Source organism: Demequina sp. NBRC 110052, assembly GCF_002090075.1.
Classification (GTDB): domain Bacteria; phylum Actinomycetota; class Actinomycetes; order Actinomycetales; family Demequinaceae; genus Demequina.
Map to the genome: position 1 here is coordinate 217654 of NZ_BBRI01000004.1, position 24911 is coordinate 242564.

A 24911-nucleotide genomic window follows, 5' to 3' on the forward strand; every position below is an offset into this window, starting at 1 on the left:
TGCCATGACGACGACGGCGAACCGCCGCACCGACCGCGGCGCGCCCCCGAGCGGCTCGCCTGTGGCGACCTACTACCTGCTGGCCGCGGCGACGAGCATCCTGGTCCTGATCGGCCTCGCCGTGGTCCTGTCGAGCTCCTCGATCGCGTCCCTCGCGTCGGGAAAGGACACGGAGGGGAGCCCCTTCTCGCTGTTCCTCGTCCAGCTCGCGGCGCTCGCGCTCGGCCTGGCAGCGCTCATCCTCGGGTCGCGCATGCCGATCAAGTGGTGGAAGGGCATGACACCGCTCGTGTTCTACGGGTCGATCGGCCTGCTCGTCGTGGTCGCTGTCGCAGGTGAGGCGTTCGGCGGAAACCAGAACTGGATCCGCATCGCGGGCTTCTCGGTGCAGCCCTCCGAGTTCGCGAAGCTGGGACTCGCGCTGTACCTGGGCCTCGTGCTGTCGCGGATGCGCCACGAGCTGACGTCGCTCAAGGCGATCGCGGTGCCGGGCGGCATCGCCGCCGCCGTCGTCATCGGGCTCGTGCTGTCAGGCAAGGACATGGGAACCGCGATGGTGCTCATGGCCATCACTGCCGCGGCGTACTGGGTGGCGGGCCTTCCCGCGCGCTTCTTCGGCCTCGGCGCGGTCGCGGGCGGCATCCTGGTCACGTTCCTCGTGTTCGCGGCCGATTCGCGCACCAAGCGCATCCTGGACTGGGCGAGCACCGAGTGCGACGCCAACGACGCGTGCTACCAGCAGACGCACGGCACGTGGGCGCTCGCGTCGGGCGGACTGTGGGGTCTCGGACCGGGCATGAGCCGCGAGAAGTGGGGCTACCTGCCCGCAGCGGACAACGACTTCATCTTCGCGATCATCGGCGAGGAGTACGGGCTCATCGGCGCGCTGCTGGTCATCGTCGCGTTCGTCATGATCATCGTCGCGGTGATGCGCCTGGTGCACCGCCACCGCGACCCGTTCGTTCAGATCACCGCCGGCGCCATCGGCGTGTGGATCGTCGGCCAGGCGTTCGTCAACATCGCGGTGGTGCTGGAGCTGCTCCCCGTGCTCGGCGTGCCTCTGCCGCTGCTGTCCTCGGGGGGGTCGTCCATGATCGCCTCGCTCGCGGCGATCGGCGTGCTCATGGCCTTCGCGAGACGCGAGCCAGGCGCCCAGGAGGCGTTCGCCGCGCGCCCGTCCGTCATCCGTCGCTCGATCGCCGTCGTGTCCAGGAGCCGCCGTGGCTGAGCCCATCCTGTTGGCGGGCGGTGGCACCGCCGGCCACGTGAATCCGCTGCTGTCCACCGCGGCCGAGCTGTCCGAGCGCGGGCACAGGGTCGCCGCCCTCGGCACCGCCGAAGGCCTCGAGACCGATCTGGTGCCGCGCGCTGGCGTCGAGCTGTTCACGGTTCCCAAGGTGCCGATGCCTCGCCGCCCCTCCGGCGATCTGCTGCGCTTGCCGGGGCGTCTGCGCGCTGCCATCCGCGCCGCGGGCGACGCGATCGACGCGATCGACGCGAAGGCTGTCGTCGGTTTCGGAGGCTATGTCTCCACACCCGCATACCTGGCGGCCCGCAGGCGACGGCTCCCGGTGATCGTGCACGAGGGCAACGCGAAGCCTGGGCTCGCGAACCGACTTGGCGCCCGCTGGGCCGCCGCCGTCGCAGCGACGTTCCCCGGAACGCCGCTGAAGGGAGCCGTGGTGACGGGCCTGCCGCTGCGCGCGGAGCTGCGCGATCTCGCGTTGTCGCTCACCGACGCGGGTGCACGCGGCGAGATCCAGGCGCTCGCCCGCATGTCCCTGGGATGGTCGGCCGATGCGCCGGTGCTCGTGGTCACGGGCGGCTCGCTCGGCGCGGCGAGCCTCAATACAGCCACGGCCCAGGCCGCGGCGCGCCTTGTGGCGCACGGCGTGCATATCATCCACCTCACGGGGCGCGGCAAGTCGGACGAGGCGCTGCGTGCGCGGGGCGACCTGAGCGCCGCGCATCGCGAGATGTACCGCGTCGAAGAGTATGCGCACGACATGTCCACCGTGCTGTCCGCCGCCGGCGCCGTCGTCGCGCGAGCAGGCGCGGGCATGGTGTGCGAGCTCAGTGCACTCGGCATCCCTGCGCTGTACGTGCCGCTGCCGCACGGCAACGGCGAGCAGGGCCTCAACGCGCTCCCCGCCGTGGAGGCGGGAGCGGCGACGCTCATCCAGGACGCGGACCTCACGCCTGCGGCGATCGAGATGGCCGCCGAGCGCATGCTGCTGGACCGCGAGGCGCCCGCACGCATGCGCAGCGCCGCCGCGCGCATCGGCATCGCGGATGGCGCGGCGCGCCTGGCGGATCTGATCGAGGAGCAGCTGTGACCGACCGCATCCACTTCATCGGCGTCGGGGGGTCCGGCATGTCCGCCGTGGCGCGCCTCACGGCAGCGACGGGCGTGGACGTCTCGGGCTCCGACGCGCGCGAGAGTGCGTACTTCCTCGCCCTCAAGGACGCCGGCATGGACGTGCGGGTGGGCCACGATCCCGCGCTCGTCGACGGCGCCTCCGCCGTGGTCATCTCGACCGCGGTGCGCGAGACCAACCCGGAACTCGCCCGCGCGCGAGAGCTCGGCATCCCGGTGCTGCATCGCTCCGTCGCCCTCGCGAACGCGCTCGCTGGCCAACGGCTGATCGCTGTCGCCGGGTCTCACGGCAAGACCACCACCTCGGCGCTCACCGCGCACCTGCTGCACGCGTGCGGCATCGACGCGAGCTACGCGGTGGGCGCGCGTGTGCTCGGCATCGAGGGCGCTGTCGCGGGCGGCTACGCGGGCACGGCTGGCATCGGCGTGGTCGAGGCCGACGAGTCCGACGGCTCGTTCCTGCGCTATGACCGCGAGGTCGCGATCCTGCTCAACATCGAGCCCGATCACCTGGACCACCACGGCACGGTCGAGGCGCTGCACGCGGCCTTCGAGGAGTTCGCGTCGGCCGCAGAGCTCGTGGTGGCGTGCCTCGACGACCCTGTGGTGCGCGCGATGGGGGAGCGGCTCAGCGCTGCGGGCCATCGAGTGGTCACGTACGGCAAGAGCAAGGACGCCGACGTGCGCGTCACCAAGACGGGTGTGCTCGTCTCGGGCGTCGCCGTGCCGATGACGCCTGCGCTGCCCGGTACGCATCAGCGCCTCAACGCCGCCGCCGCGTGGGCGGCCGCGGTGCACCTGGGCGCCGACCCCGGGGAAGCGGCCGACGCGGTGGGCACCTTCGGGGGCACCGGGCGGCGGTACCAGCTGCGCGGCGAGGTCGACGGGATCCGCGTGATCGACGACTACGCGCATCACCCCACCGAGGTGGCGGCGTTGCTGGCGGGCGCGCGCGAGGCGGGGACCGGTCACCTCGTGGTGCTGTTCCAGCCGGCGCTGTTCAGCCGCACGCAGCTGCATGCCGGCGCGTTCGCCGAGGCGCTGTCGATCGGCGACGCGGACGTGGTGGTCTCGGCCGTGCACGGCGACCGCGAGGATCCCATTCCTGGCGTCGATTCGCATCTCATCGTGGATGCCGCGGCCATGCCGGAGGGTTCTACGATCGCGCTTGTCCCCGCCCTCGAGGACGCGGCTCAGGAGGCGGCACGGCTCGCGAAGCCAGGCGATACGGTCCTAACCGTGGGCTCGGGCACCGTCACGCAGGCCGCCGACTGGATCCTCGACGCCCTGAGGATGCGCGCGGATGACTGACCGTCCCACGCCGCCGCCCGCTCCCCGCGGGACGGTGGGGCGTGCAGGCGCGCGACCGCCGGCCGTGGCCCCGCAGCGGCGAACCGCACCCAGTTCCAGCCGTGAGTCCTCGGGCCGCGCCCCCGCGTCGGGCAGGTCCACGACGGTGACGACCGCGTCGGCAGGGCGGCCCGTGATCCGGGACGAGCCGTCGCCATGGCAGCGCGTCGTGCAGCCCGCGGGTGCGGTGACGCTGAGGCTGCAGGAGCGGCTGAAGGAGCGCACGAAGGCGGACCGCCGCCGGCTCGCGCAGGTGTGGGGCAAGCGCCTCGCAATCGTCGCGGCAGTGGTGGCGGTCGCGTGGGTGGTGGCGCTCTCGCCGGTGTTCCGGTTCGAGCAGCGCGCGGCCGAGGTGACGGGCGCGGGAACGTTCGTGGACATGACGATCGTCGACGCGGCCATCGCGGCCCACGACGGCGAGTCGCTCGTGCTGCTCGACGGCGGGCATCTCGAGGACCAGCTGCGCGAGGTGCCTGCGGTCGCCGACGCGCAGGTGGAGAAGGTGTGGCCCAAGGGCCTGCTCGTGACGCTCACGGCGCGCGAGCCGGTGGCGGCGATCCCGCAGGAGGACGGCACGTTCCTGTTGGTGGACGACGAGGCTGAGACGGTGTTCCGAGAGGAGGCACCCCCGGCGGACCTGCCGGTGGTGCAGGTGCCCGTGGCTGACGGCGCCCGCGTGCTCGCGGCGGTGCTCGGCGTGATCGACGAGCTGCCTGTGGATCTGCGCGCGCGGGTGGAGAACATCGAGGCGCCGACCGAGGACTCGGTGCGCTTCACGCTGCGCGATGGACCCCAGGTCGAGTGGGGCGGGGTGGACGAGTCGGCCACCAAGGCGCAGGTGCTCGAGATCCTGCTCGCGTCGGAGGCTGCCGCGGGCGCGAAGGTGATCGATGTGTCCGCTCCGACGCTGCCGATCACCACGTCGTGAGGCGGGCGCTGCCGCGCCGATCCGAGATTATTCGGCGACACGCGCGCGCCTGACGCGCATCGGGCCGATGCGCCCTTACCGTCGTGGTGGAAGAAGTTGACATAACTATAACCCTCATGTTGAAGGTTAAGGTTCAGGGCTCTAGGGGAGGCGACCATGGCCGCACCGCAGAACTACATCACCAATATCAAGGTCGTCGGCGTCGGCGGCGGTGGCGTCAATGCGGTCAACCGCATGATCGACGTCGGCCTCAAGGGCGCCGAGTTCATCGCGATCAACACCGACGCCCAGGCGCTGCTCATGTCCGACGCGGACGTGAAGCTCGACATCGGCCGCGAGCTCACGCGCGGACTCGGCGCGGGCGCCGACCCCGAGGTGGGTCGCAAGGCCGCCGAGGACCACGAGGACGAGATCGCTGAGGCCCTGCGCGGCGCCGACATGGTCTTCGTCACCGCAGGCGAGGGTGGCGGCACCGGCACGGGCGGCGCGCCCGTCGTCGCTCGCGTCGCGCGCTCGCTCGGCGCCCTCACCGTCGGCGTCGTGACGCGACCCTTCGGCTTCGAGGGCCGACGCCGCGCGGACCAGGCCGAGACGGGCATCACGTCCCTGCGCAACGAGGTCGACACTCTCATCGTCATCCCGAACGACCGCCTGCTGGACATCAACGACTCGCAGCTGTCGGTGCTCGGCGCGTTCGCCGCCGCCGACCAGGTGCTGCAGGGCGGCGTGCAGGGCATCACCGACCTGATCACCACACCCGGTCTCATCAACGTCGACTTCAACGACGTCAAGTCCGTCATGCAGGGCGCGGGCACCGCGCTCATGGGAGTCAGCTCGGCACGCGGCGAGGCGCGCGCGCTCGAGGCCGCCGAGGGCGCGATCTCGTCGCCGCTGCTCGAGGCCTCGATCGAGGGCGCGCATGGCGTGCTGCTGTCGATCTCGGGCGGATCGAACCTCGGCATCCGCGAGGTCGAGTCCGCCGCGCGGCTCGTGCGCGAGGCGGCACACCCCGAGGCGAACATCATCTTCGGCACCGTCATCGATGACTCGCTCGGCGACGAGCTGCGCATCACCGTGATCGCGGCGGGCTTCGACGGCGGCGCGCCGCCGTACCGTGCGCACGAGGGCGCGCTCGGCGCAGTCGACGGCGTGGCCCCCGCGCCCGCCGCCGAGGCGCTCGAGCCAGTCGATGCGCCCGTCGAGAAGTCGGCGATCCCCACGCCCATCGAGGCCGATGACGACGAGCCCGCTCCCGTCACCGACACCATCCACGTGCGCCCCACCGTCGCATCCTCGGACGAGCTCGACGTGCCGGAGTTCCTCCGATAGCGCACACGCCGCGAGGCAGCGCGATGGGCTCCGGCGAGACAATCGACGCCGGACTGCCCGTCACGGCGTTCTTCACGACGCGCCACGGCGGCGTCTCCGTGGGCCCGTATGGCGCGCTGAATCTCGCGACCCACGTGGGCGACACGCCCGATGCGGTGGCCCGCAACCGTGACCTCGTCGCGGAGCGGGCCGGAGCCCCGATCACGTTCCTGACCGCGGAGCACGGCATCGCGGTCGCGCGCCTCACCGAGCCCCTCGACCGCGCACCCGCAGCGGACGTGCTCGTCACTGACACGCCGGGGGTGGCGCTCGCAGCCATCGCCGCGGACTGCGTGCCGCTGCTGCTTCACGACTCCGCGACGGGCGCCGTCGCCGCGGCGCACGTGGGCCGCGAGGGACTGTACCTCGGGGCTGTCGACTCGGCCGTGGCCGCGCTGCTCGACCTGCGTGCGGCAGGCGTGAGCGGCGAGATCTCGGCCGCCATCGGCCCCGCGATCTGTGGTGCCTGCTACGAGGTCCCGCTCGAGATGCGCGAGCGCGTGGCGGAGCGGCACCCGGCGGCGCGCGCGAGCACGCGCGCAGGCACCCCGTCGCTCGACCTCCCGCGCGCGACAGAGACGCGACTCGCCGAGCTGGGAGCGGCGCAGATCGCGCGCCAGCGGGCGTGCACGCTCGAGACGCCGGACCTGTTCTCGCACCGCCGCGACGGCGTGACGGGAAGGCATGCAGGCGTCATCGTCTGCGAGGCTCGCTAGCGGCGTGTCGGTCCCGGTGCGCGCCCGATGCGCGAACTACCGTGAAGCACACAGGCCCTGCACTATCTAAGGAGAAGGGGATGGCCATGGGCGCAATGCGCAAGGCGATTCAGTACCTCGGCTTCGACGTCTCCGACCACGAGGACTACGACTACGCCGAGGACGAGCTCGCGCCGGTCACCAACCTTCACGACGTCTCCGCCGCCCGCGAGCAGCACGCCCGCACCGGCGCGACCAGCGCCGTCAAGGCGCATCGCGCCGAGCGTCAGCACGTCGCACCCGTCGCGCCGACGGACCTGCGCCGCATCCAGACCATCAAGCCGCGCACCTACAACGACGCGCGACTCATCGGCGAGGCCTTCCGCGAGGGCGTGCCGGTGATCATGAACCTCACCGAGATGTCCGACGCGGATGCCAAGCGCCTCGTCGACTTCTCTGCGGGTCTGTCCTTCGGCCTGCACGGCTCGATCGAGCGCGTCACCACGTCGGTGTTCCTGCTGTCGCCGGCGCACGTGGAGATCGGCTACGACACTGAGTCGCACCAGAACGACCAGGCGTTCTACAACCAGGCCTGACGCACACGTCACGACGCCCCCGCCCGCGGCGGGGGCGTCGTCGTGCGTCAGTTAGGCTCATCGCGTGAATGTGATCGTCCAAGTCCTGCAGACCCTGGTGTTCCTGTTCGTCCTGTTCCTTTTGGGGCGCGTGGTGCTCAGCTGGGTGACGATGCTCGCGCGCGACTGGCGGCCCTCGGGCGCGTCTCTCTTCGTCGTGGAGGCGATCTACACCGTGACCGACCCGCCCGTGAAGTTCGTGCGCAGGATCATCCCGCCGCTCACGATCGGGCAGATCCGCTTCGACGTCGCGATCATCGTGCTGTTCTTCGCCTGCTACTTCGTGAACATCGCGCTGGCGCTCATCCAGGTGTGAGCCGCCTCGGCGGGGCGCCCGCGCCTCGCCTGGCCCGCACGGAACTCAAGTGCAGGCCGATACGTAAGTGAGTAGAGTGACCGATATGACTCGTCCGGCATCACCGGGCACCGCAAGGGGGTAACCCATGGCACTGCTGACCGCCGAGGATGTCCTGAACAAGGCTTTCTCCAAGACGAAGTACCGCGAGGGCTTCGACCAGGACGAGGTGGACGACTTCCTCGATGAGGTCGCGCACACGATCTCCGTGCTGACCGCGGAGCGCGACGACCTCGCGCAGCGACTTGCTGCGGCGCAGGCCGCCGGGCCCGCCGCCGCAGCGCCTGTCGCTGCTGCGGCTCCCGCCCCCGCGGGCACCGAGGCGTCGTCGCTGCTCGAGGCCGCGACGGACCCGAACCCGCCGGCCGCGACGGACATGATCGCCATGGCGCAGAAGCTCCAGGCGGAGTACGTCACCGCGGGCGAGGAGGAGAAGGAGCGCATCCTCGAGCAGGCGCGCGCCAAGGCCGACGAGATCGTCGCGCGCGCCGAGGGCGATGCGCAGGCTCGCATCGATGCGCTCGCGTCGGAGCGGTCCGAGGTGGAGCGCAAGATCGACGACCTGCGCCGCTTCGAGCGTGACTACCGTGCGCGCCTGAAGACGTACCTTGAGAACCTCCTGGGCGACCTCGATCACGGCACGGTGCCCACGGGCGTCGCGGCGTCAGGGCCCGCCTTCGCCGCAGCCGTCGTCGAGTCCGGCGATGACGCGGTGGCTGCTTCGGAGCCCGTGACGGACGAGGCCGAGGACGAGTCGGTCGACGAGCCCGTCGGCGAGGGCTACGACGCGCCCGCCGCGTCGTGGGACGCCCCGTCCGAGGAGGCAACCCAGGAGGCGACCGAGGAGGCTGTCGACGAGCCCGCTCCCGCCACGCCCTCGACCCCGTGGGCGACCGCGGTGCCGGCCGTTCCCGCGGACGAGGAGCCGTCGTTCGACGAGAGTGCCGAGGCCGGAGCTGAGGGCGAGGCCGTCGAGGAGTCCGCCGCGCCCGAGCAGCCCGCATGGCAGGGCTATCAGCCGCGCGCGTTCGCCCCGGTCGCGGAGGAGTCCGAGCCCGAGGCCCCGGCCGAGGAGCAGCCAGCGCCCGCGCCGCAGCCCTTCGCGGGCTTCACGCCGCAGCCCATGGCCGCCGAGCCCGAGCCGGAGCCGCAGCAGGAGGCTGCGCCGGAGACCCCGGCGTCGGGCGGGTACCAGCCGCAGTCCTTCGAGGCTCCGCAGGCGCCCCAGGCTCCTCAGGCGCCTGTGCGCCAGAGCCTGCAGGGGTTCGGCGCGCCGGCCGCACAGGAGCCCGCCGCACCGGCGGAGCCGCCCACGTACACCGCCCCGACGCCCGTGACCCCGTCGTGGGCCCCGACCACGGGTGTGACGCCCACGGCTGCCCAGCCGGCGGTCGAGGAGCCGGAGGAGAAGGCTGAGGAGTCGGAGGGTCAGGCGAGCCCGGACATCTACGACATCCGCGCGATCTTCGGCGAGGTCAATCCCCGCGACACGGATCGCTGAGACATCGCCCACGGGGGCGGTCGGGCCTGACGGTCCGCCCGCCCCCGTGGCATGTCCGGCGTGGGCTCGTCGCGCGCTGTACGCCCTCGGCTGAGCCCGCGCGTCGCACTTTGCCGCAGATGCGAATACGGACTAGTCTCGCGTCACTACCGAGAAGAGGTGTGCCATGACGAGCACGGACGTGACGCTGATCGAGGTCGACCCGGCCGACGTCAAGGCGTCGGACGTGAAGACCATGCCGGTGCGCGACAACGAGGAGGCCTGGAAGGTCGCCGAGGTGCGCGACATCGTGAAGACGCTCACCGCTGATGTGGCGCGCCTGCTCGAGGAGCTGAGCGAGAACGAGCACGAGCTCGACGATCTGCTCCACACCTCGGAGGGCGCGGGAGACGACCAGGCAGACGCGGGCTCGACTGCGCTCGAGCGCGAGCAGGAGATGTCGATCGTCAACAACACCCGCGAGATGCTGCAGGCGAGCGTCGACGCGCTGCGCCGTGTCAAGGCCGGCACGTTCGGCACCTGCCAGTCGTGCGGAGGAGCGGTCGGCAAGGCACGCCTGCAGGCGTTCCCGCGCGCGACCCTGTGCGTGACCTGCAAGCAGCGCGAGGAGCGTCGTTGACGCTGCGGCCGGCCTTCTGGCTGGTCGCCGCCGGAGTGGTGGTCGCTGACCAGGCGACCAAGCAGTGGACGCTGTCCGCCCTCGAGGAGGGCGAGCGCGTTCCGGTCATCGGCGATCTGCTGTCGATCCAGCTCGTCTTCAACTCGGGGGCCGCGTTCTCGGTCGGTGACGAGCGCACGTGGATTCTGACGATCGTCGCCCTCGTGCTGACCGCCGGCATCGCCTGGTACGCGCGGCGCGCGAACGGCAGGATCCCCCTGCTGATCTTCGCGCTCGGCCTGGGTGGCGCGATCGGGAACCTGATCGACCGCCTCTTCCGCCAGCCCTCGTTCGGCGAGGGGCACGTGGTGGACATGATCAACTACGCCGACTTCTTCGTGGGCAATGTGGCGGACATCGCGATCGTGGGCGCCGCAGCCTGGGGAGTGCTCTACGCGATGACCCGAGGGTCGCTGCTGAAGCCGGATCCCGCCCCGGAGGCCGTGGCCGAGGAGCCGTCCGAGAGTGCCTGAGACGCGCTACCTGCCGGTGCCCGACGCGGTTGTGGGGGAGCGCGCTGACGCGGGCCTCGCGCGAATGCTGGGCCTGTCGCGCACCAAGGCCGCCGACCTCCTTGAGTCCGGCGCCGCGGTGCTCGACGGTCGCGTGCTCGGCAAGTCCGATCGCCTGAGCGACGGCATCCTCGCCGTCGATATCCCGGACGAGCGCGAGCCGGGCCCGGAGCCTGAGATCCCCGGGGGCCTCAAGATCGTGCACGAGGACGAGGACCTCGTGGTCGTCGACAAGCCCGTGGGCGTCGCCGCCCACCCCTCGCCAGGCTGGACCGGTCCCACGGTTGTGGGAGGACTCGCGTCGGCCGGTGTGAGGCTCGCCGAGGCCGGGCCGCCGGAGCGCCAGGGCATCGTGCACCGCCTGGACGTCGGCACCTCGGGGCTGATGGCGGTCGCGAAGTCGGTCCCCGCGTACTCCGCGCTCAAGCGTGCGTTCAAGGAGCGCACGGTCGAGAAGATCTATCACGCTGTCGCGCAGGGCCACCTGGACCCCACCGAGGGCACCATCGACGCCCCGATCGGCAGGCACCCGCACTCCGACTGGAAGTTCGCGGTCGTCGAGGGCGGCAAGCCCTCGGTGACTCACTATGAGGTCCTCGAGATGTTCCCGGCGGCGTCCTTGCTCGAGATCCACCTGGAGACGGGGCGCACGCATCAGATCCGCGTGCACATGGCCGCGATGAAGCATCCCCTCGCGGGCGACCTCACGTACGGTGCGGACCCGGTCCTTGCACAGCGGCTCGGGCTGAGCCGCCAGTGGCTTCACGCTCAGGAGCTCGCGTTCGAGCATCCGACGCGCGGCGGCGAGGTGAGGGTGCGCTCGGAGTACCCCGACGATCTCGCCAGCGCATTGGAGACCCTGAGAGGCTGACATGCACGTGGTCCCCGTCGTCACCGAGCAGCAGTTCGAGGAGGCGCTCGCGCTGCGCATCGCGGTGTTCGTCGACGAGCAGGGCGTGGACCCGGACTCTGAGCGCGACGACATCGACGACGACCCGCGCACGCTGCACGCTCTGTGCTACGCGGACACGGGCGCGTTGCTGGGCGTGGGGCGCCTGGTCGCGCCCGGCACCGACACCGCGCATGGCGCGGGCGCCGGCCTGGGGGCGATGAGTCCGGACGTGCCGCACATCGGGCGCGTGGCCGTGGGAATCGAGGGGCGCGGCGCGGGTGCCGGCACCGCGCTGATGGCGTTCCTCGAGGCCGAGGCTCTCGCGCGCTTCGGTGAGGAGGGTGCGGTGCGCGTCGAGCTCAGCGCGCAGGATCAGGCGATGCCTTTCTACGCCCGCCTGGGTTACGAGACGTTCGGCGAGGGATACCTCGACGAGGGCATCGGGCACCACGACGCGTTCAAGATCGTCCGCGCACCCCACACCCCTTGACAGTCCGAACCAATCTCCCGGCGACTCGCCGATCCACCGCCCGACGCGGCGGTCGGGGCCGGGGTGTCGCTTCCGAGTTGGTTCGCTCTGTCGGTGGGGCAGGGCGGGAGAGCAGGTCAAGGTAGCGGGGTCAGGAAGTCCATGAACTCCAGTGCCGCCGCGGCGATCTGGTCGCGCGCCTCATCGTCGCTGAGAGTGCCGACGCCGTCTCCTGGCTGCGGGCCGTAGTCGCCGAACTGGGCGTGGCTCGCGCCCTCGACTACGACGAATGAGGCGGTCGCGGGCAGGTCCGCGCGCGATGCCTCGATCTTCGCGGGAGTAGAGAGTCCGTCCTGCGAGCCCGAGATCGACGTGACCTCGCCGGCGAAGTCTTTCATATCGCCTGCGGGGTACGAGGCGAAGAGGACCAGTCCGCGAAGATCGTCGTCGACGCCCTCGGCGAGCGCCTCGAGCGCGGCCACTGTCCCGCCCAGCGAGTGCCCGCCGAGCGCCCACACGTCCGCGTCGACGCCCGTGGAGCGGGCGACGTCGAGACCGTCGAGCGCGAGGAAGCCGATGCCGAGCGGCTGCTTCACGATCACCACGGGGTGCCCGGCCTCGGCGAGCGGTCGCAGCACGGCCGCGTAGGCGCGCGGGTCCACGCGGGCGCCCGGCTGGAAGGCGAGCGCGGACATGCCCGACGCGTCGGCGGGCTCGAGCACGATTGTCGTGGCGGTCTCGGTGGCGGTGACCTCAGCGTCGGACTCCATCGCGGTGAGCGCGGGCTCGATCGCGCTGAACGGACGCAGCCATGCGATCGCGATGACCCAGGCCGCGCCGAGCACGATCCCGACGATGCGTAGCCAGGTGGGCGCGCGTCGGGCGGTGCCGGGGCGGCTGCGCAGGATTGAGACGGTGAGCGCTGCGAGCGCGCCGAGCACGGTCAGCAGGAGCAGCACCGCGTAGGCCGGATGCGAGTGCCATACGCCGCCCCACGCGGTGAGGAGCGCCCACGCCACGACGGCGAGCGCGAGACCCGCGACGGCGCGTGCCGCCCACGAGATCCAGGCGGAGGTGCGGGCCATGGTGCTCCTGTTCGTGCGGCGTGTCGACTGCCGTCAGCCTACGTCGGCCAGCGCCTTGCGGATGCGCTTGTCGCTGACGGGTCCGTCGGTGCCGAGCGATTGTGCGAACAGCGACACGCGGTACTCCTCGATCATCCACCTCGCGTCGTCGAGCGCGGCGCGGCGTGCCGGATCGGGGCGGCCGGCGTCGACCGCGGCGCGGACTGTCTCGTACTCGTCGAGGACCTGGCGCACCTTCCACGCGTTCTCGGCATCGCGCGCCATCTGCGTGGGTGCCTTCTCAAGTCGCACGAGGGCGGCGCGCAGGTACCGCGCGAGGTGGCGCAGTCGCGCGGACGGCGTGGTGCCGATGAAGCCTGGCGCGACGATGTCTCCGGCCTGGGCGCGTACGTCGGAGAGCACGTTCAGCAGCGCCATCGACGTGGAGTTGCGCACGGCGGCGTCCAGGTCTCGCGCGGCTTCGAGCACCGGCAGCACGCGCGTGACGACGGCGTGCACCTCGTCCTCCAGGAGGTCCCTGAGCGTCGCGCGCGCAGCGGCGTATGCGTCGGCGTCGCGGATCGCGGCGGCGTCGAGACCGCTGGGGGAGCCGGGGGTGGTGAGTGCGGTCACGGCGGCGAGCTGCAGGTCGTCCACGAGCGCATCGGTGCTGCGGTACGGGGCGGAGGCGAGCAGCAGCGACTGCGCCGACGTCCACCGCGTGGTGACGCGCTTGGTCGCCAGTCCCACGTCGGCGACGAGCAGGCGCCGCACTCCGGCGGGGTGCGCGGCGTCCCTGGCGTCGGCGTCGGGCAGGATCCGCAGCGACGCGCGCGGCCCCTTCTCGGCGACGAGCGACGGATAGCCGCGCACGGAGACGCCGCCCACGACCCCCTCGACATGGTCGGGAATGGCTCCGCCGGGGAGTCCGGGCCACGCGGTGAGCCCCTCCTGCTCCGGGAGGCTGGTGGGCACGGCGGTGGTGGGCATCGCCTGCGGGACCGGCGCACCTCGCCCGCCCGACGCGTCGGGCGCCTTGGCCCTGCGTCGCCCGGACGGGCGCGGGGCCGCCACGGCGTCGCGTACCGCCGCAGAGGTGCGGGACGCGAGCTCGCGCTGGAGCGCGATCAGACTCGTCGACGACGACACGGCGCGTCCGTCCTCGACGGCCTCGAAGGTGATCCTGAGGTGCGAGGGGAGGCGTGCCTCGACGTCCTCCCAGGCATCCTCGGGGATGTCCACTCCCTTGACTGCGGTGACGGCGCGGGTGAACGCGGCGCGGAACGACTCCGCCATGTCGCCGGCGCGCGCCATGTCTGCCCAGGCTGGTGTCTCGCGCGTCAGCCACGCAACCACGTCACGTGCGGTGTCAGGGGCAGGGACCAGGAGCCGCCGGACGGGCTTGGGAAGCGCGCGGATCGTCTCGGTCGCGAGTTCATCCAGCAGTCCCGGCACGAGCCAGTCGAAGCCGTCGGGGACGACGCGCGGCAGCAGCGCGAGCGGGATGCGGACTGTGACGCCGTCGTGCGCGGCGCCGGGCTCGAACGCGTATTGCAGGGGCAGCGTCAACTCGCCCTGTGGCCACGCGTCGGGGAACGCGTCCGGGTCCACGTCCGCCTCGGGCGGCAGCAGGTCCTCGCGGCGCAGAGTCAGCAGCTCAGGGGTGTCGCGCCTCGCGCCCTTCCACCAGCGGTCGAAGTGCGCGGCGCTCACGATCGTGGCCGGCAGGCGCTCGTCGTAGAAGTCGAACAGCGTCTCGTCGTCCGCGATGAGGCCGCGCGTGCGCGAGCGCGCCTCGACGTCGGCGAGCTCGGCGAGGAGTCGCTGGTTGGCCTTCCAGAACTGGTGGTGCGAGGTCCATTCGCCCTGCACGAGCGCGTGTCGGATGAACATCTCGCGCGCCTCGTCCGGCCGGATGCGACCCCAGAGGACCGTGCGGTCTGACACGATCGGCACGCCGTACAGCAGCACCTTCTCGTGCGCCATCGCCGCGCCGCGCTTGGTGGACCAGTGCGGGTCGGAGTGCGTGCGCTTGGCGAGGTCGCCCGCGAGCTCCTCGGCCCACTCGGGCTTGATCGCCGCGACGTCGCGCGCCCACAGCCGGCTGGTCTCGACGAGCTCGCCGGCCATGACGAACTCCGGCGGCTTCTTCGCGAGCGCCGAGCCGGGGTTGATCGCGAAGCGCACGCCGCGCGAGCCCAGGTACTCGTTCGAGGCGCGCTTGCGGGCCTTCCTGATCGCCGCCTGGCGCTTGTCGCCGGTGAGGTGTGCGAAGTCCGAGGCCTTGACGTCGATGGTCTCCTGCATGCCGATCTGCGACAGCAGGCCCGCGAGCACCGAGCGGTGGATCGCCTCCTCGTCCCACGCGTGGCGCAGCGCGCCCGTGGCCTTCTCGTCGCCCTCGGGGGTCACTCGCTTCGGTTTGCCCGCGGACATCGTGATGCCGATGCCCTTGGCGGCCTCGCGGATCTGCTGCACCACGTCCTGCCACTCGCGCACTCGCAGGTAGTGCAGGTGCTCGGCCTTGAGCTCGCGCCGGAACGCGTTGCCGGACAGGTCCCGGCGGCGTGCGCGCACGTGCTCCCACAGGTTGAGATACGCGAGTAGGTCCGAGGAAGGGTCGGCGAAGCGGCGGTGGAAGGCGTCGGCGGTCTCGCGGATCTCGGCCGGCCGCTCGCGCGGGTCCTGGATGGACATCGCGGCCGCGATCACCGCGACCTCGTGCGCGACGCCGTGCTGCGCGGCCTCGACGATCATGCGGGCCTGGCGGGGGTCCATGGGCAGGCGCGCGAGCGAACGTCCGATGCGGGTGAGCCTCGTGGCGCCGTCGCGCTGCTCGATCGCGCCCAGCTCGGCGAGCAGGTTCATGCCATCCCTGATCGCGCGCGTGTCAGGCGGCTCGACGAACGGGAACGACGCCATGTCCTCCGCTGAGGCGACCACGCCGACCGAGATCATCTGCAGCAGCACTGCCGCCAGCGACGTGCGGAGGATCTCGGGCTCGGTGAAGCGCGGGCGGCCCTCGAAGTCGTCCTGGCTGTACAGGCGGATCGCGATGCCGTCGGCGAGGCGTCCCGCACGGCCCGAGCGCTGGTTGGCGCTCGCCTGCGAGATCGGCTCGATCGGCAGGCGTTGCACCTTGGTGGCCTTGGAGTACCGCGAGATGCGCGCGGTGCCCGGGTCCACGACATAGTGGATGCCAGGCACGGTCAGCGACGTCTCGGCGACGTTGGTGGCGAGCACGATGCGGCGCGCAGTGTGACGCTCGAACACGCGGTGCTGCTCGGCTGCGCTCAGCCTGCTGTAGAGCGGCAGCACCTCGATGCGGCGCGGATGCCGCGGGTTGCGGACGCGATCGCCGTAGTGGCCCTCGAGCGCATCGGCGGCGTCGCGGATCTCCCGCTCGCCGCTGAGGAACACGAGGATGTCGCCCTCGCCCCACCTCATGAGCTCGTCGCACGCGTCGACGAGGCCCGTCACCAGGTCCTTCTCCTGGCCCTTGGTCTCGCCTTCCAGGGGGCGGTACAGGATCTCGACCGGGTACGTGCGACCGGTGACCTCCACGACCGGGGCGAGGCGCGCGTCGGGCGTCTCACTGGCGCGGGACGTGCCCGACGCGTCGGCCGGGTCATCCTCCGGCGGCACGTACGGCAGCGGCCCGCCCTTCGCGAAGTGGCGTGCGAAGCGCTGCGAGTCGATCGTCGCCGACGTGATGATGACCTTGAGGTCGGGGCGGCGGGGGAGCAGGTTCGTGAGGTATCCGAGCAGGAAGTCGATGTTGAGGCTGCGCTCGTGCGCCTCGTCGATGATGAGCGTGTCGTAGGCCCGCAGCTCGGGATCGCGCTGGATCTGCGCGAGCAGAATGCCGTCCGTCATGACCTTGACGAGCGTGCGACTCGACGACTCGTCGGTGAATCGCACCTGGTAGCCGACCACTCCGCCGAGGGGCTCGCCGATCTCCTCGGCGATGCGTTCGGCCACCGAGCGCGCGGCGATGCGGCGCGGCTGCGTGTGGCCGATCTGTCCCGCGCGCCCGCGTCCCAGCTCGAGGCAGATCTTGGGCAGCTGCGTCGTCTTGCCCGAGCCGGTCTCGCCCGCGACAATGACGACCTGGTGGTCTCGGATGGCCGCGGCGATGTCCTCGCGGCGCGCGCTGACCGGCAGCTCCTCCGGGTAGGCGATGGGCGGGACGACGACGGCGGCGCGCTCGCGGGCGGCCGCTTCGAGCGCCTGCGTGCTGACCCTCGTGGCGTCCTGCGAGGAGCGGCGCCCGCCGCGTCCCGAGGCTCCGCCGCGCCGACGTTGGCGGCGCCCTCTCGCGCCCGACCCGGCCCCTGCGTCGGGCGTCTCGCGGCGCGCGTGCTCAGGGGTGTCGGCGTCACTCACGCCGACCATTGTCCCAAGTCGTGCGCGTACGCCGGACCGGACCCGCGCGTCGGGCTCGAGTGTCGGTGGCGGGTCCTAGAATCGTCGTCATGCCGGCTCGGGACTTCGCTCATCTCCACGTCCACACCGAGTATTCGATGCTCGACGGCGCGGCACGGATCGGCGACCTCATGACGGAGGTCAAGAGCCTGGGCCAGAGCGCGGTCGCGATCACCGACCACGGCTACATGTTCGGCGCGTACGAGTTCTGGTCGAAGGCGCAGGCCGCAGGCGTCAAGCCGATCATCGGCATCGAGGCGTACCTCACGCCTGGAACGGCGCGCCAGGACCGCTCGCGTGTGCGCTGGGGCGAGCGCGGCCAGGAGCAGGACGACGTCTCGTCGGGCGGCGCGTACACGCACGCGACCATGTGGGCCGAGAACACGGCGGGCATGCACAACCTGTTCCGCCTCGCCTCGTACGCGAGCCTCGAGGGGCACTTCTTCAAGGCGCGCATGGACCGCGACCTGCTGCAGCGCTTCTCGAAGGGCATCATCGCGACCACGGGCTGCCCGTCGGGCGAGGTGCAGACCAGGCTGAGGCTGGGCCAGTACGACGAGGCGCTGCGCGCCGCCGGCGAGTTCCAGGACATCTTCGGCAAGGACAACTACTTCGTCGAGCTCATGGACCACGGGCTGAGCATCGAGACGCGCGTGTACGACGACCTGGTGCGCATCTCCAAGGCGATCGGCGCGCCTCTCGTGGCCACGAACGACCTCCACTACACGAAGCGCGAGGACTCCAAGGCGCACGAGGCGCTGCTGTGCATCCAGTCGGGCTCCAACCTCAACGAGCCCACGTACGACCAGGGCGGCAAGCGCTTCGCGTTCTCGGGTGACGGCTACTACGTGAAGTCGGCCGAGGAGATGTGGCGCATCTGGGGCGACACTCACCCCGAGGCGCTCACGAACACCCTCGCGATCGCCGAGCGCTGCGAGGTCGAGTTCAACACCAAGGCCGACTACATGCCGGTCTACGACGTGCCCGCAGGCGAGGACGAGCACTCGTGGTTCGTGAAGGAGGTCCAGAAGGGCCTGCACGAGCGCTACGGCGAGACGATCCCGGCGGAGGTGCAGGAGCGCGCGAACTTCGAGATCGAAGTCATCGCGGGCAAGGGCTACCCCGGCTACTTCCTCGTCGTCGCCGACTTCATCCAGTGGGCCAAGGACAACGGCATCCGCGTCGGCCCCGGCCGAGGCTCGGGTGCGGGTTCGATGGCCGCGTATGCGATGAAGATCACGGACCTCGACCCGCTGGTCCACCAGCTGTACTTCGAGCGCTTCCTCAACCCGGAACGCGAGTCCAAGCCCGACTTCGATGTGGACTTCGACGAGCGCCGGCGCTCCGAGGTCATCCGCTACGTGACGGACAAGTACGGCGAGGACAAGGTGTCCATGATCGTCACGTACGGCACCATCAAGGCCAAGCAGGCGCTCAAGGACGGCGCGCGCGTACTCGGCAAGCCCTTCGCGGTGGGCGAGCAGCTCACCAAGGCCTACCCGGACGCGATCATGGGCAAGGACATGCCGCTCGGCGCGGTGTACGACGCCGAGCACCCGCGCTATCACGAGGGCGCCGACTTCCGCGCGCTGCTCGAGGCCGACCCCGAGGCGAAGGAGGTCATGGAGCTCGCGCAGGGCCTCGAGAACCTGAAGCGCCAGTGGGGCGTGCACGCGGCAGGCGTCATCATGTCGTCGGACCCGCTGATCGACATCATCCCGATCATGCGGCGCGAGCAGGACGGCGCGATCATCACGCAGTTCGACTACCCGACGTGCGAGACGCTCGGCCTGGTCAAGATGGACTTCCTCGGCCTGCGCAACCTCACGATCCTCGACGACGCGCTCGACAACATCGTCGACAACGGCAAGGACCCGCTGGTCCTCGAGGACCTGCCGCTCGAGGACGAGGGCACGTTCAAGCTGCTCCAGAGCGGCGACACGCTCGGCGTCTTCCAGCTCGACGGCACCGCCATGCGCTCGCTGCTGCGCCAGATGAAGCCCGACTCGTTCGAGGACATCTCCGCGGTGCTCGCGCTGTACCGACCGGGCCCCATGGGCATGAACTCCCACACGAACTACGCGGAGCGCAAGAACGGGCGCCAGCAGATCGCCCCCATCCACCCCGAGCTCGACGAGCCGCTGCGCGAGGTGCTGGGCATCACCTACGGCCTGATCGTCTATCAGGAGCAGGTGCAGCGCATCGCGCAGATCGTCGCCGGCTACACGCTGGGCGCGGCGGACCTGCTGCGTCGCGCGATGGGCAAGAAGAAGAAGGAGATTCTCGACAAGGAGTTCGGGAACTTCGAGGCCGGGATGAAGGACAACGGCTACTCGGACGCCGCCATCAAGGCGCTGTGGGACACGCTGCTGCCGTTCGCCGACTACGCCTTCAACAAGGCGCACACCGCCGCATACGGCGTGCTCTCCTTCTGGACCGCGTACCTCAAGGCGCACTACCCGACCGAGTACATGGCCGCGCTGCTCACCTCGGTCGGCGCCGACAAGGAGAAGTCGGCCCTCTACCTCGCCGAGTGCCGCCGCATGGGCATCAGCGTGCTCACCCCGGATGTCAACGAGTCCAAGGCGAACTTCTCCGCCGTCGGCACCGACATCCGCTTCGGCATGGCAGCGGTCCGCAACGTCGGCGCGAACGTGGTCGCCGAGATCGTGAAGGCGCGTGAGGAGAAGGGCGCGTACACGTCGTTCTCCGACTTCCTCGAGAAGGTGCCCGCGTCGGTGTGCAACAAGCGCACGATCGACTCGCTCATCAAGGCTGGCGCGTTCGACTCGCTCGGGCACACGCGCCGCTCGCTCAACACGATCCACGAGCAGGCGATCGACTCCATTGTGGGCGTCAAGCGCCAGGAGGCGACCGGGCAGTTCGACCTGTTCGGCATGGACGAGGAGCTCGGCGGCGGCGTCACTGTGACAGTGCCGACCCTCGACGAGTGGGACAAGAAGACCCTGCTCAACCTCGAGCGCGACATGCTCGGGCTGTACGTCTCCGACCACCCGCTCTCGGGCCTTGAGAACGTGCTGCGCTCCGAGGCGACGCACCAGGTGCTGACCGCCACACCGGCCAACGGGGTCGAGGACGGCTCTCAGATCACCCTCGCCGGGCTCGTGACGCGCGTGGACCGACGCATCGCCAAGTCTGGCAACGCGTACGCAATCGTCACGCTCGAGGACCTGACGGGCGACACCGAGATCTCGTTCTTCGGCAAGACGTACGAGACCTACGCGCGGGACCTCGCGGACGACGCGGTGCTCGCCATCAAGGTGCGCGCCCGCGAACGCGGCGACGGCGGAGTGCAGTTCTCCGCGACGGAGCTGCGCGTGCCGAATCTTCAGGTGCAGGACACCTCACCCCTGGTCATCACGCTGCCCGCGCACCGCGCGACGCCGCCCGTGGTCGAGGAGGTCAAGTCGATCCTCACGTCGCACCCCGGCGGCATCGAGGTCAAGCTCGTGCTCACAGGCTCGGGCGAGCCGATCACCGTGGCGGTCGCGGACCAGTACCGGGTCTCGCGCTCGAGCGCGCTGTACGGCGACCTCAAGGCCGCGCTCGGCCCGGGCTGCCTCGCCTGACGCTGACTCTTCGCGGCGCGCCATGGCGGACTGTACGGTCGCTTCATGACTCCTGAGCATTGGCAAAGACTTGAGGGCGGCGTGCTCGCTGCAGTTGCGCTGTTTGCGGCCGCGATGCTGAGCGGATGGTGGTGGCCGCTCGCGCTGTTCCTCGTGTTCGACCTGAGCGCGCTCGGCTACCTCGCCGGTACGCGCATCGGCGCGTTCTTCTACAACCTCGTGCACTCGTACTGGGCGCCGCCGCTCGTGCTTGTGGTGGCCTTCGCCGATGCGGCATGGGGAAGCGGAGGCGCGTGGCGCGTGCTGGTTCTGATCGCATGCGCGTGGTTCTTCCACGTGGGCATCGACCGCGCGCTCGGGTATGGGCTCAAGCACGACGACAGCTTCCAGCACACGCACCTGGGATGGATCGGGAGGACGTCGGGCTAGCTGCGTGCGCTGATCGTCGAGTCGCGCGGCGCTCGTGTACCCGTGCTCGTGGGGGCAGGCTCGGGACGGGCGCCGCCGACATTAGGCTGGGCCCATGCTCAGCCGTATCGATCTGCGCGACCGCGACCTGACCGCCCGCGAGCTGCTTGACGTCGTGCCGCGGGCCGAGGTGGACGTCGCCGCAGCCCTCAGGATTGTGGAACCGATCCTCGCGGACGTGAAGGAGCGCGGCGAGGCGGCCCTGCGCGAGTATGGGGACCGCTTCGATGGCGGCGCTCCCGAGCAGCTGCGGGTCCCGAGCGCACAGATCGAGGAGGCCCTGCTCGGGCTCGACCCCGCCGTGCGCGAGGGACTCGAAGTCGCCATCGACCGCGTGCGGCGCTATCACGAGGCGACCGTGCCGCCGCCGGTGAGCGTCGAGCTCGCGCCCGGCGCGACCGTGTCGCAGAGGTGGATCCCCGTGGGACGCGTGGGGCTCTATGTGCCGGGCGGCCTCGCGGTGTATCCGAGCTCGGTCGTGATGAACGTCGTCGCCGCCCAGGCCGCAGGCGTCGAGTCGATCGCAGTCACGAGCCCGCCGCAGCGCGCGTTCGGCGGCGCCGTGCACCCGACGATCCTCGCGGCGTGCGCGCTGCTGGGCGTCCACGAGGTGTACGCGGTGGGCGGCGCTCAGGCGATCGGCATGCTCGCGTACGGCGCGGCTGCGGCGGATGGCGGAGTGCTGTGCGAGCCCGTGGACGTCATCACCGGTCCTGGCAACGTGTACGTGGCTGCGGCGAAGCGCGCGGTCAACGGGACGGTCGGCATCGACTCGGAGGCTGGCCCCACCGAGATCGCGGTCCTCGCGGACGACAGCGCCGATGCGCGGTTCGTCGCGTACGACCTGCTCAGCCAGGCGGAGCATGACCCGATGGCGGGATCCGTGCTCATCACGGACTGTCAGGACCTGGCCGACCAGGTCGCGCAGCACCTGACGGACATCGTCGGCTCCACCAAGCACGACGTGCGCGCCAAGGAGGCCCTGGGTGGCGTGCAGAGCGCGATCATCCTGACGCACAGCCTGGACCAGTCGGTGCTGGTGGCGGACGCATACGGCGCGGAGCACCTGGAGATTCACGCGCGCGACGCGGCTGCCGTGGCCGCGCGCATCCGCAACGCCGGTGCGATCTTCGTCGGCGCGTACAGCCCCGTGCCGCTCGGCGACTATCTTGCGGGCTCGAACCACGTGCTGCCCACGGGCGGCACCGCGCGGTTCTCCTCAGGGCTGGGTGTGACGAGCTTCCTCAAAGCCGTCTCGGTCATCGAGTACAGCGCCGATGCGCTGGCCGAGGTGGGGGACAAGGTCATCGCGCTCGCGAACGCCGAGGACCTGCCTGCGCACGGCGAGGCGATCGCCGCACGCCTGCACCGCGACTGACGCTGACGCGGCGGTCCACTCTCAGCGCACGCCGAGCACGAACGGGAGCACTTCGGCGGCGCCCGCCTGTCGCAGGAGTCGCGATGCGACCGCGAGCGTCCAGCCCGAGTCCGTCGAGTCGTCGACCAGCAGGATGCGCGCGCCTGCGAGCGTGGCGCTGGGCGCGGTCTCGAGGCGCAGCCGACGCGTCACGGCGGCGAGTCGCTGCGCGGAGTTCACGTCGTGCCGCGTGGGTTCCTCGTGGCCCGCGCGCGGCGAGACTCGTCCGAGCTCGGGTGCGCCCAGGTACCGCGCGAGGCCCGAGGCGAGGTGCCCGGTCATCGTGGGGCGAGTGATCGACGCGATGCCGACCACACCGTCCAGGCCGTCTCGCACACCCCATTCGTCGAGCACTCGCGTCGCGGCGTGCCGCAGGGGGACCGGCAGCTCGGCGTCGAGCGGCGCGCCCTCGTCGTTCCGCGCCGCGAAGAGGTCGCGCAGCGCGCCTGACCATCCGAGGCCGTCGAGGCGTGCGATCGCGCGCCCGGTCGCTGCCTGCTCCTCGGCCTCGATGCGCCCGCGAAGGTCGAGGCCGAGCGTGGCCATGCCGGAGGGCCACTGGCGGCGGGGCAGCACCTCGACTCCCACGCGGTCCAGGCCCTGCTGCGCGGACGCGATCGCCTCGGACGTCGGGGGAGCCGGGAGCGTCACGCCGCCGCACAAGTCGCAGCGTCCGCACGTCCAGCCGTCCTCGAGCGCGGGATCGTCGAGCGTGCGGCGCAGGAAGGCCATGCGGCACCCGTCCGTGCGCTGGTACTCGAGCATCGTCTGTTCCTCGGTGCGCCGGGCAGCGGCGACGCGTGCGTACCGTTCCGCGTCGTAGCTCCACGGCTCGCCGGTGGCGACCCATCCGCCCTGGACGCGGCGCACCACGCCGTCGACGTCGAGCACCTTGAGCATCGCCTCGAGCCGTCCGCGGCTCAGGTCCACTGTGGTCTCGAGCGCGGGGACGCTCGTGGGCCTGTCGCTGTCGAGGGCGGCGAGCGTGGCGCGCACCGTGTCCTCCGGCGGGAACGCCTGCGAGCCGAACCATTCCCAGATCGCGCGGTCCTCGCGTCCCGGCAGCAGCGCGACCACGGCGCGGTCGACGCCTCGGCCGGCGCGGCCCACCTGCTGGTAGTACGCGATGGGGGAGGAGGGCGCGCCGAGGTGCACGACGAACGAGAGGTCCGGCTTGTCGAAGCCCATGCCGAGCGCCGAGGTCGCGACGAGCGCCTTGACGCGGTTGTCCTTGAGGTCCTGCTCGAGCCGTTCGCGCTCGGCGGTGTCGGTGCGGCCCGTGTAGGCGCCTACCTCGAGTCCGGTGGCGCGCAGTTGGGAGGCGACCTCCTCGGCGGCGGAGACGGTGAGGCAGTAGACGATGCCAGAGCCCTCGAGCGCGCCGAGCGACTGCGCGAGCCACGCTACGCGCGCGGCGGGATCGGGCAGGTCGAGGACGGCGAGGTGAAGGGACTCGCGATCCAGCTCCCCGCGCAGCACCAGCACCTCCGCAGCGAGGTCGCCGTGCGTGACGCCCAACTGCTCGGCCACGTCCGCCGTCACGCGCGCATTCGCGGTGGCGGTCGTCGCGAGCACAGGGATGCCCGAGGGCAGGTCTGCGAGCAGCGTGCGGATGCGGCGGTAGTCGGGCCGGAAGTCGTGACCCCAGTCGGAGATGCAGTGAGCCTCGTCAATCACGACGAGCCCGGCGTCGGCCGCGAGCCGCGGGAGCACCTCGTCGCGGAACTGGGGGTTGTTGAGGCGTTCGGGGGAGCACAGCAGCACGTCGACTTCGCCGGCCGCGATCGCTGCATGGATATCGTCCCACTCGGTCACGTTGGACGAGTTGACGGTGACGGCGCGCACTCCGGCGCGCGCGGCTGCGGCGATCTGGTCGCGCATGAGGGCGAGCAGCGGCGAGACGATCACGGTGGGTCCGGCGCCCGCGTCCCGCAGCAGCCGGGTGGCGACGAAGTACACGGCGGACTTGCCCCAGCCGGTGCGCTGCACCACGAGCGCGCGTGCCTGGCACGAGACGAGCGCCTCGATCGCGGTCCACTGGTCGTCGCGCAGCGTGGCGTCGTCGCGTCCGACGAGGGTGCGCAGCGCCGACTCGGCGGCGGGTCTGAGGGCGGTCGAGTCGAGCATGCGGACGAGCCTAGGCGTGGCCGGTGACATCGCGCCGCGGGCTCTCCGGGCATGTCGCGCGACGCCGCCCGCTGATGCGT

General features: G+C 71.2%; 19 protein-coding genes. 16 read left to right on the forward strand and 3 right to left on the reverse strand.

What is annotated here, in order from left to right; translation table 11 throughout:
* Window positions 1–4 precede the first annotated feature (4 nt).
* The 13 genes from B7K21_RS11890 (at window position 5) to B7K21_RS11950 (ending at window position 11761) form a co-directional block, all read left to right on the forward strand.
* Window positions 5–1228, forward strand: coding sequence for an FtsW/RodA/SpoVE family cell cycle protein (locus tag B7K21_RS11890; RefSeq protein WP_084075865.1), 1224 nt, complete (start codon window positions 5–7; stop codon window positions 1226–1228).
* Entirely contained in the window at window positions 1221–2336 is a 1116-nt protein-coding gene (locus tag B7K21_RS11895) for a glycosyltransferase (RefSeq protein WP_234989304.1), read from the forward strand. Before B7K21_RS11890 ends, B7K21_RS11895 begins: the two co-directional genes overlap by 8 nt.
* A complete protein-coding gene (murC, locus tag B7K21_RS11900) occupies window positions 2333–3688 on the forward strand; it encodes a UDP-N-acetylmuramate--L-alanine ligase (RefSeq protein WP_234989305.1) in 1356 nt (451 codons plus the stop codon). Before B7K21_RS11895 ends, murC begins: the two co-directional genes overlap by 4 nt.
* Window positions 3681–4655 carry a cell division protein FtsQ/DivIB gene (locus tag B7K21_RS11905; RefSeq protein ID WP_084075868.1) on the forward strand — a complete coding sequence of 325 codons (975 nt, stop codon included), beginning with the start codon at window positions 3681–3683 and terminating at the stop codon, window positions 4653–4655. Before murC ends, B7K21_RS11905 begins: the two co-directional genes overlap by 8 nt.
* A 156-nt stretch (window positions 4656–4811) precedes the next feature.
* Complete coding sequence (ftsZ, locus tag B7K21_RS11910; RefSeq protein WP_084075871.1) at window positions 4812–5984, forward strand: cell division protein FtsZ; 1173 nt, start codon at window positions 4812–4814, stop codon at window positions 5982–5984.
* Window positions 5985–6007: 23 nt separating this feature from the next.
* Window positions 6008–6739, forward strand: coding sequence for a polyphenol oxidase family protein (locus B7K21_RS11915; protein WP_084075874.1), 732 nt, complete (start codon window positions 6008–6010; stop codon window positions 6737–6739).
* 80 nt (window positions 6740–6819) lie between these two features.
* The gene (locus tag B7K21_RS11920; RefSeq protein ID WP_373994287.1) at window positions 6820–7314 is read left to right on the forward strand and encodes a cell division protein SepF; all 495 of its coding nucleotides are present in this window, start codon (window positions 6820–6822) and stop codon (window positions 7312–7314) included.
* Between the two features lie 64 nt (window positions 7315–7378).
* A complete protein-coding gene (locus tag B7K21_RS11925; protein WP_084075877.1) occupies window positions 7379–7669 on the forward strand; it encodes a YggT family protein in 291 nt (96 codons plus the stop codon).
* Window positions 7670–7796: 127 nt separating this feature from the next.
* A complete protein-coding gene (locus B7K21_RS11930) occupies window positions 7797–9209 on the forward strand; it encodes a DivIVA domain-containing protein (RefSeq protein WP_084075880.1) in 1413 nt (470 codons plus the stop codon).
* 166 nt (window positions 9210–9375) lie between these two features.
* Window positions 9376–9828 carry a TraR/DksA family transcriptional regulator gene (locus tag B7K21_RS11935; RefSeq protein WP_084075883.1) on the forward strand — a complete coding sequence of 151 codons (453 nt, stop codon included), beginning with the start codon at window positions 9376–9378 and terminating at the stop codon, window positions 9826–9828.
* Window positions 9825–10340: a signal peptidase II gene (lspA, locus tag B7K21_RS11940; RefSeq protein WP_200806314.1), complete on the forward strand. Its 516-nt coding sequence runs from the start codon at window positions 9825–9827 to the stop codon at window positions 10338–10340. The genes B7K21_RS11935 and lspA overlap by 4 nt, the downstream gene beginning before the upstream one ends.
* Window positions 10333–11250 carry an RluA family pseudouridine synthase gene (locus tag B7K21_RS11945; RefSeq protein WP_084075886.1) on the forward strand — a complete coding sequence of 306 codons (918 nt, stop codon included), beginning with the start codon at window positions 10333–10335 and terminating at the stop codon, window positions 11248–11250. Before lspA ends, B7K21_RS11945 begins: the two co-directional genes overlap by 8 nt.
* A 1-nt stretch (window position 11251) precedes the next feature.
* Window positions 11252–11761: a GNAT family N-acetyltransferase gene (locus B7K21_RS11950; protein ID WP_084075889.1), complete on the forward strand. Its 510-nt coding sequence runs from the start codon at window positions 11252–11254 to the stop codon at window positions 11759–11761.
* A 116-nt stretch (window positions 11762–11877) separates the two neighbouring features.
* On the opposite strand, the gene B7K21_RS11955 is transcribed toward B7K21_RS11950, so the two are convergent.
* Both B7K21_RS11955 and hrpA read right to left on the reverse strand, forming a co-directional pair.
* A complete protein-coding gene (locus B7K21_RS11955) occupies window positions 11878–12825 on the reverse strand; it encodes an alpha/beta hydrolase (protein WP_084075892.1) in 948 nt (315 codons plus the stop codon).
* Between the two features lie 33 nt (window positions 12826–12858).
* Complete coding sequence (hrpA, locus tag B7K21_RS11960) at window positions 12859–17199, reverse strand: ATP-dependent RNA helicase HrpA (RefSeq protein WP_084075895.1); 4341 nt, start codon at window positions 17197–17199, stop codon at window positions 12859–12861.
* 80 nt (window positions 17200–17279) lie between these two features.
* On the opposite strand from hrpA, the gene dnaE reads away from it, so the two are divergent.
* The 3 genes from dnaE (at window position 17280) to hisD (ending at window position 22665) form a co-directional block, all read left to right on the forward strand.
* Complete coding sequence (dnaE, locus tag B7K21_RS11965) at window positions 17280–20819, forward strand: DNA polymerase III subunit alpha (RefSeq protein ID WP_084075898.1); 3540 nt, start codon at window positions 17280–17282, stop codon at window positions 20817–20819.
* A gap of 45 nt (window positions 20820–20864) precedes the next feature.
* Complete coding sequence (locus B7K21_RS11970) at window positions 20865–21248, forward strand: DUF4260 domain-containing protein (RefSeq protein ID WP_084075901.1); 384 nt, start codon at window positions 20865–20867, stop codon at window positions 21246–21248.
* 94 nt (window positions 21249–21342) lie between these two features.
* Complete coding sequence (gene hisD / locus B7K21_RS11975; protein WP_084075903.1) at window positions 21343–22665, forward strand: histidinol dehydrogenase; 1323 nt, start codon at window positions 21343–21345, stop codon at window positions 22663–22665.
* 21 nt (window positions 22666–22686) lie between these two features.
* Here the strand turns inward: hisD and B7K21_RS11980 are convergent, their stop codons facing one another.
* Window positions 22687–24831 carry a RecQ family ATP-dependent DNA helicase gene (locus tag B7K21_RS11980; protein WP_200806315.1) on the reverse strand — a complete coding sequence of 715 codons (2145 nt, stop codon included), beginning with the start codon at window positions 24829–24831 and terminating at the stop codon, window positions 22687–22689.
* Window positions 24832–24911 lie beyond the last annotated feature (80 nt).